The 14,667-nt window shown below is 63.6% G+C and carries 12 protein-coding genes; 4 read left to right on the forward strand and 8 right to left on the reverse strand.

What is annotated here, in order from left to right:
- The 3 genes from ACYG9V_RS21570 to ACYG9V_RS21580 all read right to left on the reverse strand — a co-directional run bounded on the left by ACYG9V_RS21570 (position 1) and on the right by ACYG9V_RS21580 (position 1,486).
- Positions 1-588, reverse strand: a complete 588-nt coding sequence (locus tag ACYG9V_RS21570) for a hemerythrin domain-containing protein (protein ID WP_023667553.1) — start codon at positions 586-588, stop codon at positions 1-3.
- A gap of 43 nt (positions 589-631) precedes the next feature.
- Positions 632-991 (reverse strand): diacylglycerol kinase, encoded by a 360-nt coding sequence (locus ACYG9V_RS21575; RefSeq protein WP_023667554.1) that lies wholly within the window; start codon positions 989-991, stop codon positions 632-634.
- A 75-nt stretch (positions 992-1,066) separates the two neighbouring features.
- Entirely contained in the window at positions 1,067-1,486 is a 420-nt protein-coding gene (locus ACYG9V_RS21580; protein WP_023667555.1) for a GFA family protein, read from the reverse strand.
- A 338-nt stretch (positions 1,487-1,824) separates the two neighbouring features.
- On the opposite strand from ACYG9V_RS21580, the gene ACYG9V_RS21585 reads away from it, so the two are divergent.
- The 3 genes from ACYG9V_RS21585 (at position 1,825) to ACYG9V_RS21595 (ending at position 4,126) form a co-directional block, all read left to right on the forward strand.
- Positions 1,825-2,895: a GGDEF domain-containing protein gene (locus ACYG9V_RS21585; RefSeq protein WP_352765305.1), complete on the forward strand. Its 1,071-nt coding sequence runs from the start codon at positions 1,825-1,827 to the stop codon at positions 2,893-2,895.
- A gap of 105 nt (positions 2,896-3,000) precedes the next feature.
- The gene (locus ACYG9V_RS21590; protein WP_023667557.1) at positions 3,001-3,396 is read left to right on the forward strand and encodes an MbcA/ParS/Xre antitoxin family protein; all 396 of its coding nucleotides are present in this window, start codon (positions 3,001-3,003) and stop codon (positions 3,394-3,396) included.
- Positions 3,356-4,126 carry an RES family NAD+ phosphorylase gene (locus ACYG9V_RS21595; protein WP_023734445.1) on the forward strand — a complete coding sequence of 257 codons (771 nt, stop codon included), beginning with the start codon at positions 3,356-3,358 and terminating at the stop codon, positions 4,124-4,126. The genes ACYG9V_RS21590 and ACYG9V_RS21595 overlap by 41 nt, the downstream gene beginning before the upstream one ends.
- 58 nt (positions 4,127-4,184) lie before the next feature.
- Here the strand turns inward: ACYG9V_RS21595 and ACYG9V_RS21600 are convergent, their stop codons facing one another.
- From ACYG9V_RS21600 to ACYG9V_RS21610, 3 genes are all read right to left on the reverse strand, one after another.
- Positions 4,185-5,558, reverse strand: coding sequence for a class II 3-deoxy-7-phosphoheptulonate synthase (locus ACYG9V_RS21600; RefSeq protein ID WP_352459085.1), 1,374 nt, complete (start codon positions 5,556-5,558; stop codon positions 4,185-4,187).
- Positions 5,559-5,693: 135 nt separating this feature from the next.
- A complete protein-coding gene (gene mfd, locus ACYG9V_RS21605) occupies positions 5,694-9,191 on the reverse strand; it encodes a transcription-repair coupling factor (protein ID WP_027050383.1) in 3,498 nt (1,165 codons plus the stop codon).
- A 10-nt stretch (positions 9,192-9,201) separates the two neighbouring features.
- Positions 9,202-9,489 (reverse strand): FAD assembly factor SdhE, encoded by a 288-nt coding sequence (locus tag ACYG9V_RS21610; RefSeq protein WP_023681561.1) that lies wholly within the window; start codon positions 9,487-9,489, stop codon positions 9,202-9,204.
- A 314-nt stretch (positions 9,490-9,803) separates the two neighbouring features.
- Between ACYG9V_RS21610 and recG the strand changes: the two genes are divergently transcribed.
- Positions 9,804-11,912, forward strand: a complete 2,109-nt coding sequence (gene recG / locus ACYG9V_RS21615) for an ATP-dependent DNA helicase RecG (protein ID WP_027050382.1) — start codon at positions 9,804-9,806, stop codon at positions 11,910-11,912.
- On the opposite strand, the gene ACYG9V_RS21620 is transcribed toward recG, so the two are convergent.
- Entirely contained in the window at positions 11,864-12,622 is a 759-nt protein-coding gene (locus ACYG9V_RS21620; protein ID WP_027050381.1) for a DUF502 domain-containing protein, read from the reverse strand. The two genes, recG and ACYG9V_RS21620, sit on opposite strands and share 49 nt — an antisense overlap.
- A gap of 92 nt (positions 12,623-12,714) precedes the next feature.
- A complete protein-coding gene (glmS, locus tag ACYG9V_RS21625) occupies positions 12,715-14,538 on the reverse strand; it encodes a glutamine--fructose-6-phosphate transaminase (isomerizing) (RefSeq protein WP_023818156.1) in 1,824 nt (607 codons plus the stop codon).
- Between the last annotated feature and the right edge of the window lie 129 nt (positions 14,539-14,667).

Raw genomic sequence — 14,667 nt, forward strand, 5'->3', positions numbered from 1 at the left:
TCAGTCGTCGTCCTCGACCAGAGCCCGGTCGCCGCGATCGAGGATCAGCGGGATGATGAGATCTTCCTCGTCGGCCAGATGCCGCTTCAGCATGGCGATCAGCCGGCTGTTCTCGTCCGCATAGGCGTCGGCGGCGAAGCGCTGCCTGTCCTCGCTCTCCTCGAGCGTGCGGATGAAGGCGTTCGCCGTCTCGGCGTTGCGCTCCAGCCCCTCATGAATGGTGTGATGGTCGGCATCGAGGATTTCGAAGCCGCGCTTCAGGCGCGGCTCCGCCTTGGCGAAAGCCGGGAAATATTGGTAGTCCTCGACATTGTGGTGGCCGTCGAGATTGCCGAGAAAGTGGTTCAGCCGCGGCGCGAACCAGCGCGCGAAATCCGGCGCCGTCAGCCTGCCTTCGCGATAGTCGCCAATGCCGTTGGTGAGCATGCCGCCCAGCTCTCGGAACATGTCGTGCCGCTGCAGCCACATGTTTGCCATGCCGTGGATGTTGGCGTGGCCCTGCCATGTCTCGCGCGGATATTTTTCCGCCAGCCAGCGCAGGTCTTCCGGCAGGCCGGCTCTTTCAAGCAGCAGAAAATTGGCTTCCACGACGTCAGTCTCCTTTGGTGACTAACATATGGGAGCGTTCAGATCAGATCGGTAGTCCCGTGATGCGCTCGATGAGGGCGATTCCCCAGACGCCGGCGACGATAACAACCGAAATCAGCACCGCCAGCGAGCCGCAGTCCTTGGCGAGCTGGATGTCGACGTTGAACTCGCGACTGAAGGCATCGCAGGCTGCCTCGATGCCGGTGTTCAGCACTTCGACCATGATGAGCAGCAGCACCGCGCCGATCAACAGCGCGTAGCCGCGCCACGAGACCGAGACGAACCAGCCGAGCGGCAGCGCCAGCACCAGCAGCATCAGTTCCTGCTGAAATGCCCTTTCGCTGGCGGCGAGCTTGCGAAAGGCTCGCACAGAATTGAAGTAAGCACCGATCAGCCGCTGCATGCCGCATCCCCTTCGAATCACCGGCAGGGGATATCGCAATGGCTGGATCAAGGGAATAAGGCAGCCGCCGCAAAATCACTCCTCCGCAACCTTGATCGTCGGCGTCGACTTCTCGAACTGCGGCAGTCCATCGTCGATCGTATAGTAATCGCCCTTGTCGCCGACAAAGATGTGGCATTGGCCTTCGAGCCCGGTCGGGTTGTCGAACGATCCGGCCAGAACTGAGACATAGGCATCCTGACCCGGCTTCCAGAACAGCACCGAGCCGCAGATCTTGCAAAAGCCGCGCTTGGCAAAGGAAGACGATTCGTACCAGCTGATGTTGTCGGCGCCGGTTATCGTGATGTCGCCGTCGGCGACGTTGGTCGCGGCGTAAAAATGCCCGCTCTGCTTGCGGCACTGCGAACAGTGGCAATAAATGACGCCGCGCAACGGCCCTCGCGTCTGGAAACGCACGGCTCCACACAGGCAAGATCCGCTGTGGTTGTTGCTCATCCCTACCTCCACCAGCCATCGTCCACGGCTTCGCCGCTGGCCGAGAGGATTTCAGTTTTGCCGCAGCCGGGCACCGGCAAATGCGACATGGGCTGGGCGTGTTCGGACCTGACCTCAGGATCTTTGCAAACCATTTCTGCAGCCTGCGGTAGAACGGACGCGTTACCTGGCGGCACATTAAGGAAACTTTAGCGCCGGCGCATCTATGGTCGTTGCCAAGCGAATGTCGCGATTGGGGACGTGTCTTTCGCAGGATGATCCGAAATACGGCTGGCACTCTCCGGTCGGCGGCATCTCGCACGGTCTGCGATGGTTCCCAGAGGCAGAGTGAACAGAACATGCAGCCGGCAGCCGGCCAGACCGACCGAAACAGCGACATTGCAACAGCCGTTGTGGCGACCATGCGTCAGCTCGGTGTGCTTGGCCTGCCGCGCAATTACGAAATCTTCTACGAAGCACTGAAAGGCACCAACCGCGAACTCGGCCTGGCCGTCGTCGCGCTCGGCAACCAGCCGACGCAGGACGATCTCGACCGCATCGGCCGCGCTTTCTTTGCACAGCATCACGGTCCCGGCATTGTCGAGCAGGCGCGCGACGTGCTGGCCAGGGAACTCGAGGACATCGCCTTGCTGCTGCGCAGCGAACGTAGCCATATCGAGAAATACGGCAAGATCCTCGATGAGACATCGAGTGGCCTCGCCAACCGCAGCCTGCTTTCGCAGGATCTGCTGCAGAAGGTCGCCAGCGCCATGGCGGCGGCCACCAACTCGACCCTCGACCACGGCAAGCAGGTTGCAACCACGCTGAGCGACAAGACGGCGGAACTGGAGAGCGTCAAGTCGAAGCTTGAGGAGTACAAGCGGCTCGCCGACACCGACCCCTTGACCCATATCTGGAACCGCCGCGCCTTCGACAAGCAAATCACGGCGATTTACACCTCCAACAAGGGGATCCTGTTCAACGCCCTGATCCTTGCCGACATCGACCATTTCAAGGGTGTCAACGATCGCTACGGCCACCCGGTCGGCGACAAGATCATCCAGATCGTCGCTGAAATCTTCCAGACCAGCATCCGTGAAGACATGTTCGTTGCCCGCACCGGCGGCGAGGAATTCGCGCTGATCGTCGAGGGCGCCAGCGAGGATACCACTTACGAGATCGCCGAACGCATCCGCGTGCTGATCGAACAGACGCCGTTCACCAGCAGCCAGACCGGCGCCAATTACGGCACGGTGACCGTTTCCATGGGCATCTGCATGGCTTCCGAAGCGGAAAGCCCGGAGGATCTTTACACCAAGGCGGACCGGGCGCTCTACCGCTCCAAGGTTGGCGGGCGCAACCGCGTCACCCGGCACTCGACAATGGCCGGCCGCACCGGCAAGAACTGGCTGCTATACAAGAAAGACTGACGCTTCGGCGTGCAGCCAATTCCCGGGTACAGGCAAATTTATCGGATCCCGCCTCTTTCCATATGAATTTCAGTGGACTATATTTTCCATGGAAAGAGAGAGGCCATGTCTGTTACACAACCCAATGCCGCCCCTGATCTCACCGCGACGGCGGCCGAAAACGCGGTTCTGACCAAGGCCACGCTGCGCGCCGCCGAACTCTTGGATATAACCGCCAGGGTGCTTGCGTCGATCATCGGCGTCTCGGAAGCCACGGTTTCACGCATGCGCAGGCAGGAATTCCTGCTGGAGCGCGGCACCAAGCCGTTCGAACTCGCGGTGCTGTTCGTGCGGCTGTTCCGTTCGCTCGATGCCATTGTCGGCGGTGACGAGACGATAGCCCGGGCATGGCTGAAGAACGCCAACACGGCTTTCGATGGCAGCCCGCTTGAAAAGATCCTCACTATTACCGGGCTTGTCGATGTCATTGCCTATCTGGACTCCCGACGCGCTCTCGTCTGAAGCCGTCCGGCTCGACGGCAAATACTGGCGCATGGTCGAGGCGCAGCACCGCGTCTCGACGCTGAAGATCGTCGACACGCTGGACGAACAGGCGCTGCTCGAGGATCTGATCGAGGAGACCAAGCCGCAAATCCCCATGGAATGCCGGCATCTCCACTATCTCCTGGCGACGCCCTTCCGCTACGGCTCGATCTATCCCTACGGCTCGCGCTTCCGCCGCGCTGGCCGCACCCTGGGTGTCTACTATGCCGCGGAGACGATCATGACGGCGGTCGCCGAAATGGCCTTCTACCGCTTGTTGTTCTTCGCCGATTCGCCCGACACGCCATGGCCGCACGACGCCGCCGAATACACCGCCTTCGCCGCCGCGATCCGTACCGACAAGGCCATCGACCTGACGCGGCCGCCGCTCGACCGCGACCGGGCCCATTGGACGCATCCGACCGACTATGCCGCCAGCCAGGCGATTGCCGATGTCGCGCGTGAGGCTGGGCTGGAGGCGATCCGTTACCGTTCGGCGCGCGACCCGAAGGGCGTCAATGTGGCGCTGCTGACATGCCGCGGCTTTACCAAGGCCAAGCCGCTGGAGCCGCACACATGGCGCATCCGGCTGGGCTCCCTCGGCGTCCAGGCGATCTGCGAATTTCCGGAAAGGCGCATCGAGTTTTCCAGAACCGCCTTTGCCAACGATCCCCGGCTCAACGGATTGCGCTGGGAACGCGGGCGTTGATCAAAACGAAAAAGCGCCGGATCTCTCCGGCGCTTTCCACTTCAATCTGAAAACGGGTTCAGCCGTTGGCCGCCTGCTTGTGCTGCACGGGATGGCTCTTCTTCAACAGGTCGGAGACGAGGAAAGCCAATTCGATCGCCTGGTCGGCGTTAAGGCGTGGGTCGCAATGGGTGTGGTAGCGGTCCTGCAATTCCTCTGCGGTGATGGCGCGGGCGCCGCCGGTGCATTCGGTAACATTCTTGCCGGTCATCTCGACATGGATGCCGCCGGGGTGCGTGCCCTCAGCGCGATGCACCTCGAAGAAGGTCTGCACTTCCTTGAGGATGCGGTCGAACGGGCGCGTCTTGTAGCCGGCAGCCTCGATCGTATTGCCGTGCATCGGGTCGGACGACCACACGACGCTGCGACCTTCCTTCTGCACCGCGCGCACCAGCTTCGGCAGATGGTCGGCGACCTTGTCGGAGCCGAAGCGGGCGATCAGCGTCAGCCGGCCCGGCTCGTTCTCCGGATTGAGCAGGTCGATGAGCTCCAGCAAGCCGTCCGCTGTCAGCGACGGACCGCATTTGAGGCCGAGCGGGTTCTTGATGCCGCGGCAATATTCGACATGCGCATGGTCGGGCTGGCGGGTACGGTCGCCGATCCAGATCATGTGGCCCGACGTTGCGTACCAGTCGCCCGAGGTCGAATCGACGCGGGTCAGTGCTTCTTCATAGCCAAGCAGCAGCGCTTCGTGGCTGGTGTAGAAGTCGGTCTCGCGCAGCGCGTAATTGGTCTCGGAGGTGATGCCGACGGCCTTCATGAAGTCCATCGTCTCGGTGATGCGGTTGGCGAGCATGCCATACTTCTCGCCTTGCGGGCTGTCGGAGACGAAGCCCAGCATCCAGCGATGCACATTCTCCAGGCTGGCGTAGCCGCCTTGGGCGAAGGCACGCAGCAGGTTAAGCGTCGCCGCCGACTGGCGGTAGGCCATTTCCTGGCGGGCCGGGTCGGGAATGCGCGACTTCGGGTCGAACTCGATGCCGTTGATGATGTCGCCACGGTAGCTTGGCAGCGTCACCTCGCCCTTGGTCTCATTGTCAGACGAGCGCGGCTTGGCGAACTGGCCTGCGACACGGCCGACCTTCACCACCGGTTGCGCGCCGGCAAAGGTCAGCACCACCGACATCTGCAGGAAGACGCGGAAGAAGTCGCGGATGTTGTCGGCGCCATGTTCGGCGAAACTCTCGGCGCAATCACCGCCCTGCAGAAGGAATGCGTCGCCGGCAGCGACAGCCGCAAGCTGCTTCTTCAGCTTGCGCGCCTCACCGGCAAAAACCAGCGGCGGAAAGGTGGCGAGCTGGGCTTCCGTGTTCTTCAGCGCGGCGAGGTCCGGATAGGCAGGAACCTGCTTGATCGGCTTTGCTCTCCAAGAATTCGGCGACCATTTCGTCATCGCTGCACCCAAACGCTCTTTCCAGCAGGCTTTTGCCCGCCATTCCCGCCCCATATGGGGATGGCGGCTCCATACACGAAGCCGATTTCCTATTCTAGACCGGAATTCAAGCGCTGGCGAATGGTAGCCGGCGGGCTATGCGGCCTTCTCCACCAGCCGCGCCAACTGCGTCATGACGACAGCCGAGCCCGCCAGGCGCTTTTCCGCCGTCGGCCAGTCGCGGATGAAGACCACGCTGTGGTCGGCCCTGATCTTGGCCAGCGAGCCCTGTTCGCCGATGTACTTGACCAGCCCGACCGGGTTCGAAAACTCGCGCTTGCGGAAGTGGATGACGACGCCCTTGGGGCCGGCATCGAGCTTTTCGACATTGGCCCTCCGGCAGAGTGCCTTGATGAAGACGATCTTGAGCAGATGCTTCACTTCCTCCGGCAGCGGGCCGAAGCGGTCGATCAGCTCGGCGCCGAAAGCATCGATCTCCTCGGTGCTTTCGAGATCGCCAAGGCGGCGGTAGAGCGCCAGCCTGAGCTGCAGGTCCGGCACATAGCTTTCCGGGATCATGACCGCCGTGCCCACCGCGATCTGCGGCGACCAGCCGCCATCCTGCACCTCACCGGAATCCTTCACCTCGGCCACCGCCTCCTCCAGCATCTGCTGGTAGAGCTCAAAGCCGACCTCCTTGATGTGTCCGGATTGTTCTTCGCCGAGTAGATTGCCGGCGCCCCTGATGTCGAGGTCGTGGCTGGCGAGCTGGAAGCCGGCGCCAAGCGTGTCCAGCGATTGCAGCACCTTCAGCCGGCGCTCGGCGGTGTCGGTGAGCTTGCGATTGGCCGGCAGCGTGAACAACGCATATGCCCGCACCTTGGAACGGCCGACGCGGCCGCGCAGCTGGTAGAGCTGCGACAGGCCGAACATATCGGCGCGATGGATGATCAGCGTGTTGGCGGTCGGAATGTCGAGCCCGGATTCGACGATGGTGGTCGACAACAGCACGTCGTACTGGCCGTCATAGAAGGCGTTCATGATGTCGTCGAGTTCGCCCGGCGGCATCTGGCCATGGGCCACCGCCACCTTCAGCTCGGGGACGGATTCGCGCAGGAAATCATGGATTTCGGCGAGATCGCTGATGCGCGGAACGACATAGAAGGAATGGCCGCCGCGGTAGCGTTCGCGCAGCAGCGTCTCGCGGATGACCAGCGGGTCGAAAGGCGAGATGAAGGTGCGCACCGCCATGCGGTCGACCGGCGGCGTGGCGATCAGCGACAGTTCGCGCACGCCGGTCAAGGCAAGCTGCAGCGTGCGCGGGATCGGCGTCGCCGACAGCGTCAGCACGTGGACGTCGGTCTTGAGGTCCTTCAGCCGTTCCTTGTGCTTGACGCCAAAATGCTGCTCCTCGTCGATGATCAGCAGGCCGAGATTCTTGAACGAGATCGCCGACCCGAGCAGTGCATGGGTGCCGATGACGATGTCGACCTGCCCCTCGGCGATGGCTTTCTTGGTTTCCGCCAGTTCCTTGGCGCCGACCAGCCGCGAGGCCTGGCCGACGCGGATCGGCAGGCCGGAGAAGCGCTGCGAAAAAGTCTTGAAATGCTGGCGCGACAACAGCGTCGTCGGCACCACGACCGCGACCTGGAACCCTTCCATCGCCGCGATGAAGGCGGCGCGCAACGCCACTTCGGTCTTGCCGAAGCCGACATCGCCGCAGATCAGCCGGTCCATCGGCTTGCCGGCGCCGAGATCGTCCACGACGGCATCGATCGCGCCCTGCTGGTCGTCGGTCTCCTCATAGGGAAAGCGCGCCGAGAATTCGCCGTAAAGCCCTTCCGCCGGCACCATGGGCGGCGCGGTACGCATCTGGCGCTCGGCGGCAATGCGGATCAACTGTCCGGCCATGTCGAGCAGGCGCTTCTTCAGCCGCGCCTTGCGCGACTGCCAGGCGCCGCCGCCGAGCTTGTCCAGCGTCGCCTCGGCTGTGTCAGAGCCGTAGCGCGACAGAAGCTCGATGTTTTCCACCGGCAGGAACAGCCGGTCGTCGCCGGCATAGTGGATTTCCAGGCAGTCATGCGGCGCGCCGACCGCCTCGATGGTGCGCAGGCCGATGAAGCGGCCAATGCCGTGATCGGCGTGGACGACGATGTCGCCGGCCGACAGCGACGAGGCCTCGGCGATGAAATCCGACGCGCGCTTCTTGCGCTTCGAGCGGCGGATCAGCCGGTCGCCCAGAATGTCCTGCTCGGCGACGACGACCAGCTGTTCGGTCTCGAAGCCGGATTCCAGCGGCAGCACGGCGAGTACCGCCTGCCCCGGCTCGAGCTTTTCCGCCTCGGCCAGCGTCGCCACCGGCACGAGATTGCCGAGATGGTGCTCGGCCAGGATCTGGCCCAACCGGTCGAGCGAGCCTTCGGTCCAGCCGGCGACGATGACCCGGCGGCGCGCCGCGCGCTCGTCAGCGATGTGTTTTACGACGACATCGAAGACGTTGATGTTTGGGTCAGCCCGTTCCTCGGCAAAGCTGCGGCCATGGCGCGAGCCGCCATGGAAGACCTTCTTGGCCCCGACATCGGGCGCGTCGAAGGCGGTGAAGTCGATGGCTTCGCGCGGTCCGAGCGACGCCACGAGGTTTTCCGGTGAGAGATAGAGCAGGTCCGGCGCCACCGGCTTGTAGGGCACGGCGTCCTTCAACGCGGCGTCGGCCTGTTTGCGGCGCGCTTCGTAGTGGTCGAGGATTAGCGTGTGACGCTCAGCCAGCGCTTCGTGCGCCAGATGGTCGAAGATGACAGGCGCATCCGGCAGATAATCAAACACTGTCTCCAGCCGCTCGTAGAACAGCGGCAGCCAGTGCTCCATGCCGGCAAAGCGCCGCCCTTCGCTCACCGCCGCATAAAGGCCGTCGTCGCGCTGCGGCGCGCCAAAGGCTTCGATATAGGAGCGGCGGAAGCGGCTGATGGTTTCGGGGGTCAGCGCCACTTCACTCATCGCCTGCAGCGCCATCGACTTGCGCTGGCCGGTGGTGCGCTGCGTGGCGGCGTCGAAGACGCGGATCGATTCCAGCGTGTCGCCGAAGAAATCGAGCCGCAGTGCTTCCGTCCAGCCGGGTGCGTAGAGGTCGAGGATGCCGCCGCGCACGGCGAATTCGCCGATACCGCGCACCGTCGGCACTCGCTCGAAGCCGGAAATCTCCAGCCGGGACACCAGCGCGTTCATGTCGATTTGGTTGCCGGGCTTTGCGTGGAAAGTCTGCGCTTCGACCAGATCGGCCGGCGGAATGCGCTGCAGCAGCGCATTGGCAGTGGTCAGGATGACCGCGCGATGCGGCTTTTTTGCCAGCGCGATCATTGCCGTCAGGGCGTCGAGCCGCTTGGCGGCGGCATCGGAGCCTGGCGAAACGCGGTCATAGGGCAGGCAATCCCAGGCCGGCAACTCCAGCACCGGCAGGCCGGGGGCGGCAAAGGTCAGCGCCTCGATGATCGACGGCAGGCGCTGGCCGTCGCGCGCCACGAACAGCACCGGTTTGTCAGGCGCAATCTCATGGATCGCCTGCACCAGCGCAAAGGCTTCGTAGCCATCGGCAACGCCGTCGACGATGAACTGGCCGGCACGGCCTTTCGGCAGACCGATTTTGGGAATGAGGCTCATGGTTGCACGTTTAAAATGTCATGGTCCGGCGCGATGCCAGGATCTTTTGCAGGACGGCACAGTCGATATTCCTGGGAACCGGGCGTTCGCCGGTGACCATGGGCAGGAATTCGGTGTCGGGGATGTCGAGGAGCCTTTCATATTGGTCGATTTCATCGCCGGTCAAGGCGCCGATCTCGTTGTCGGCAAACGTACCGAGGATAAGGTCCATCTCGCGCATCCCGCGATGCCAGGAGCGGAACAACAGCTTGCGGCGCCTGATATCCAGCCCCTCGCTTGATCGTTTCGTCCCGGTCATCGTGCCGCATCCTTGCTTGGTGCGGCGCATATAGCGTGGATAGAGGGCGGTGTCAGCCTTGCAACGCACGGGTGGGCGGCTAAACATCCCTGGTGTGAAGAACACTCCTGACAACGCTGGTGCCGGACACCGCCCGCACTTCACCCTCCCCCTTGTGGGGAGGGTCGGCGAGCACGCTTCGCAAAGCGAAGCGAGTGAGACGGGGTGGGGGTGCGGCGCTGACCTACCGACTTCCTCGAAAGTTAGCCGCGCACCTACCCCCATCCCGCTCCGCTTCGAGGATCGACCCTCCCCACAGGGGGGAGAGTGAAGCCATGCGCCCCTCCCTCCTCGACCCTCTCTTCGTCCCGATCACTTCGCTTGCCGGCGTCGGCCCCAAGGTTGGCGCTCTGATCGAGAAGGTGGTGGCGGCCGATCTCGGCGAACGGCCGGCGCGCGCCGGCGACCTGTTGTTCGTTCTGCCGCACACCGTCATAGACCGCCGCAATCGTCCCGGCATCGCGCTTGCGCCGGCCGGCGCCATCGTCACGCTCGACGTGCGCATCGACCGCCACCAGCCGCCGCCGCGCGGCAACCGGTCGGTGCCTTACCGCGTCTATGCCCATGACGACACCGGCGAGATCGGCCTGATCTTCTTCCACGCCCATGCCGCCTATCTCGAAAAGGCGATGCCGGTGGGCGAGCATGTCGTCGTCTCCGGCCGCATGGAGTGGTTCAACGGCCGCCCGACCATGGTCCATCCCGACCATATCGCCCTGGTGAGCGAGGCGGAAACACTGCCGCTGGTCGAACCGGTCTATCCGCTGACCGCCGGCCTGTCGGGCAAGGTGCTGCGCCGCGCCATCGGCCAGGCGCTCGGCCGGCTGCCGGAATTGTCGGAATGGCAGGACGGCGCCTTCATGCGCAAGCAGACTTTCCCCGCCTTCGCCGACGCGCTCGCCCGCATCCACTATCCCGCGGACCCGATCGATGTCGCCATCGAGGGGGTGGCATGGCGCCGCCTTGCCTATGACGAGCTTCTCGCCGGCCAGGTCTCGCTGGCATTGGTGCGGGCAAAAGTGCGCCGCCTGTCGGGCCGGCCGCTCATCGGCGACGGTCGCATCGTTGAGAAACTGCGCGCAGCCCTGCCCTATTCATTGACCGGCAGCCAGGAATTCGCGCTTGCCGAAATCAATGCCGATCTGGCCGACCCCGAGCGCATGCTGCGCCTGCTGCAAGGCGATGTCGGCTCCGGCAAGACGGTGGTGGCGCTGCTGGCCATGGGGCGCGCAGTCGAGGCCGGTGGCCAGGCGGCATTGATGGCGCCGACCGAGATCCTGGCGCGCCAGCATCTGGCGACGATCACGCCTTTGGCCGAACAGGCCGGCCTGCGCGTCGCTATCCTGACCGGCCGCGAAAAGGGCCGCGAACGCACTGAAACGCTATCAGGTCTCGCCAGCGGCGAGATCGACATCGTCGTCGGCACCCATGCGCTGTTCCAGGAAACGGTGACCTATCACGACCTCGTCTTTGCCGTGGTCGACGAGCAACACCGCTTCGGCGTCCACCAGCGGCTTGCCATCACCGCCAAGGGCGACGCCCCCGACATGCTGGTGATGACGGCGACGCCGATCCCGCGCACTCTGGTGCTGACCGCCTTCGGCGACATGGACGTCTCCAAGCTGACGGAAAAACCGATCGGCCGCCAGCCGATCCGCACCGTCACGCTGCCACTGGAACGGCTGGACGAGTTGGTCGGTCGCATGCTGGACGCGGTTGCCGACGGCCAGAAGATCTACTGGATCTGCCCGCTGGTCGAGGAATCCGAAGAGATCAAGCTGATGTCGGCCGAGGACCGTTTTGCCTCGCTGCAGCCCTTGTTCGGCGATCGCATCGGCCTCGTCCACGGCCGCATGAAGGGTGCCGAAAAGGACGAGGCGATGCGCGCCTTCAAGGCCGGCGAAACCCGCATCCTGATCGCCACCACCGTTATCGAGGTCGGCGTCGACGTGCCGGACGCCACGATCATGGTCATCGAGCATGCCGAGCGTTTTGGCCTGGCGCAACTGCACCAGCTGCGCGGCCGCGTCGGGCGCGGCGACAAGCCTTCTTCCTGCGTGCTGCTTTACAAGGACCCGCTCGGCGAGACGGCAAAGCGCCGGCTGTCGGTGATGCGCGAGACCGAGGACGGGTTCCTGATCGCCGAAGAGGATCTGAAGCTGCGCGGCGAAGGCGAATTGCTCGGCACCCGCCAGTCCGGCACGCCGGGCTTCCAGGTGGCGCGCATCGAGGTGCACGCCGACTTGCTCGAAGCAGCCCGCGACGATGCAAGGCTGATCCTGTCGCGTGATCCGGAACTACAGTCTGAGCGCGGCGAGGCGCTGCGGCTGCTGCTCTATTTGTTCGGCCGCGACGAGGCCGTGCGGCTCTTGCGTGCCGGCTGAGCCAAAGCACCAAGCGGCGGGTTGGCGAGATCTCCGTCGATCGGCTGGCCGTTCATCGTCACCATCTTCGGCTTGACTTCGGGCGCCACCAGCCCGGCCGAGACGATCAGCCTGGCGCCGTCCTCAATCGTCATGTCGAGCAGCACGATGTCGGATTTCGGCACGTACATCAGGAAACCGGTGGTAGGGTTCGGCGTGCACGGCATGAACACGGCGATCATCGGGTCGCCTGCATGGTCGAGCTTCTGGTTGATCTCGGTTTCCTTCTCACTGGCGACGAACACCAGCGACCAGACGCCTTTTCGCGGATATTCGACCAGCCCGACCTGGCGGAACATATCACCCTTGTTCGAAAGCACCGTCTGGAATATCTGCTTCAGCGAACCGTAGATGCCGCGCACCAGCGGCATACGGCCAAGCAGCCGTTCGCCGAAATTGACGATCGCGCGGCCGACGATGTTGGCGGTCATGAAGCCGATCAGCGTGATCAGCACGAGCGCCACGATCAGGCCGAAGCCGGGCACCGGAAACGGCAAATAGGTGTCGGGGCTGTAGCGCGCCGGAATGTACGGCTTCACCCAGGAATCGACCCAGCCGACGAACGACCAGGCGATATAGGCGGTGATCGCCAGCGGCGCGCAGACGATAAAGCCTGTGAGGAAATAGTTCCTCAGCCGGGTCATGCCGGAAGTTCTGGGAGCATCGGACATGGTTCACCGGGGACGCGGGTTGCAGCGCCACACTAGTGAAGCGAACGGCGCTTTGGAACTGCGAAGTTTTTAAGACCCCCGATGAGCGCCGACTACTCCACCGTCACCGATTTCGCCAGATTGCGCGGCTGGTCGACGTCTGTCCCCATAAAGACGGCGGCGTAGTAGGCCAGCATCTGGATCGGCAGCGCGTAGATGATCGGCGAGATGATTTCCGGCACGTCGGGCAGGATGATCGTCTCCATCGTCTTGACGCTGACCTGCGCCGCGCCCTTGGCGTCGGTGATCAGGATGATCTTGCCGCCGCGCGCCGCCACTTCCTGCATGTTCGACACGGTCTTTTCGAAGATGCGGTCATGCGGCGCGATGACGATGACCGGCATGTTCTCGTCGATCAGCGCGATCGGCCCGTGCTTCAGTTCGCCCGCGGCGTAGCCCTCGGCATGGATGTAGGAGATTTCCTTAAGTTTGAGCGCGCCTTCCATGGCCAGCGGGAAATTGGTGTCGCGGCCGAGATAGAGCACGTCCTTGTAGCGCGAGATTTCGCGCGCGATGCGCTCGATCTGCTCTTCAAGCTTCAGCACCTGGTTGGCGTAGCGCGGCGCCTCCGAAAGCGCGCGCACCAGCGTCTTTTCCTCGTCCTTCGAGATCGTACCGCGCGCCACGCCGGCGCGTACCGCAAGCGACGCCAGCACCGAGAGCTGGCAGGTGAAAGCCTTGGTCGAGGCGACGCCGATCTCCGGCCCGGCCAGTGTCGGCAGCACGACGTCGGATTCGCGCGCCATGGTCGATTCGCGCACGTTGACGATGGCGCCGATCTTCATGCCGGCCTTGCGGCAATAGCGCAGCGAGGCCAGCGTGTCGGCAGTTTCGCCCGACTGCGAGATGAAGAAGGCGGCATCATCCGCCGATAGCGGCATTTCGCGGTAGCGGAATTCCGAGGCGACATCGATGTCGACCGGCAGCCGCGCATAGCGCTCGAACCAGTATTTGCTGATCAGCCCGGCGAGATAGGCAGTGCCGCAGGCCGAGATCGCCAGCCGGCTGATCTTGGCGAAATCGAAAGGCAGGTCCAGCGGCTTCGACACGCCGGAGACGAAATCGACATAGTGCGCCAGCGTGTGCGAGATCACTTCCGGCTGCTCATGGATTTCCTTTTCCATGAAGTGGCGGCGGTTGCCCTTGTCGACCATGAAGCTGGTCGACAGCGATTGCTGGCGCTTGCGCTCGACCTTCTTGCCGTCGATGTCGAAGATGGTGACGCCGTCGCGGCGTACCACCGCCCAGTCACCGTCTTCGAGATAGGTGATCGAGTTGGTGAACGGGGCGAGCGCAATGGCGTCGGAGCCCAGGAACATTTCGCCATCGCCATGGCCGACGGCCAGCGGCGGGCCGTTGCGGGCGCCAACGATGAGATCCTCATCGCCAGTGAACATGATGGCCAGCGCAAAGGCGCCTTCCAGCCGCTTCAGCGCCTGGTGCGCTGCCTCGATCGGCTTCAGTCCTTTGGCGAGTTCCCGCGCCACCAGATGTGCGACAACTTCGGTGTCGGTCTGCGACGAGAAGACATAGCCGTCGCGGATCAGCTCGTCGCGCAATTCGGCGAAATTCTCGATGATGCCGTTGTGGACGATGGCGACGCCGTCGGAGAAATGCGGATGCGCATTGGTCTCGTTGGGCACGCCATGGGTGGCCCAGCGCGTATGGCCGATGCCGATCGTGCCATCGAGCGGCTCGTTTTTCAGCAGGCGTTCGAGGTTGATCAGCTTGCCTTCGGCGCGGCGGCGGCCGAGCGCGCCCTTCTCGACTGTAGCGACGCCGGCCGAGTCATAGCCACGATATTCAAGCCGCTTCAAAGCATCGACAATGAGCGGCGCGACTTGGCTCTGGCCGACAATTCCGACGATACCGCACATGCGCCTGCCCCCGATTCACCTGGAAAACCAGTCCCGATGGAAAACCAGCGCTATCTAGGGATTGCCGGCCCGCCGCGAAAGTCACTTTGCGTTTCGTCTGCTGTAACGGAACGCTTCTCAACCCGATGC

Source organism: Mesorhizobium sp. W016, from assembly GCF_054719485.1.

Excerpts from the sequence above, each read along its gene's own strand:
- mfd (WP_027050383.1), bottom strand. The coding sequence starts at position 9,191 with ATGAGCCTCATTCCCAAAATCGGTCTGCCGAAAGGCCGTGCCGGCCAG.
- recG (WP_027050382.1), top strand. The coding sequence starts at position 9,804 with ATGCGCCCCTCCCTCCTCGACCCTCTCTTCGTCCCGATCACTTCGCTT.
- glmS (WP_023818156.1), bottom strand. The coding sequence starts at position 14,538 with ATGTGCGGTATCGTCGGAATTGTCGGCCAGAGCCAAGTCGCGCCGCTC.
- ACYG9V_RS21595 (WP_023734445.1), top strand. The coding sequence starts at position 3,356 with ATGTCATTGCCTATCTGGACTCCCGACGCGCTCTCGTCTGAAGCCGTC.
- ACYG9V_RS21600 (WP_352459085.1), bottom strand. The coding sequence starts at position 5,558 with ATGACGAAATGGTCGCCGAATTCTTGGAGAGCAAAGCCGATCAAGCAG.
- ACYG9V_RS21620 (WP_027050381.1), bottom strand. The coding sequence starts at position 12,622 with ATGTCCGATGCTCCCAGAACTTCCGGCATGACCCGGCTGAGGAACTAT.
- ACYG9V_RS21580 (WP_023667555.1), bottom strand. The coding sequence starts at position 1,486 with ATGAGCAACAACCACAGCGGATCTTGCCTGTGTGGAGCCGTGCGTTTC.
- ACYG9V_RS21575 (WP_023667554.1), bottom strand. The coding sequence starts at position 991 with ATGCAGCGGCTGATCGGTGCTTACTTCAATTCTGTGCGAGCCTTTCGC.
- ACYG9V_RS21590 (WP_023667557.1), top strand. The coding sequence starts at position 3,001 with ATGTCTGTTACACAACCCAATGCCGCCCCTGATCTCACCGCGACGGCG.
- ACYG9V_RS21585 (WP_352765305.1), top strand. The coding sequence starts at position 1,825 with ATGCAGCCGGCAGCCGGCCAGACCGACCGAAACAGCGACATTGCAACA.
- ACYG9V_RS21610 (WP_023681561.1), bottom strand. The coding sequence starts at position 9,489 with ATGACCGGGACGAAACGATCAAGCGAGGGGCTGGATATCAGGCGCCGC.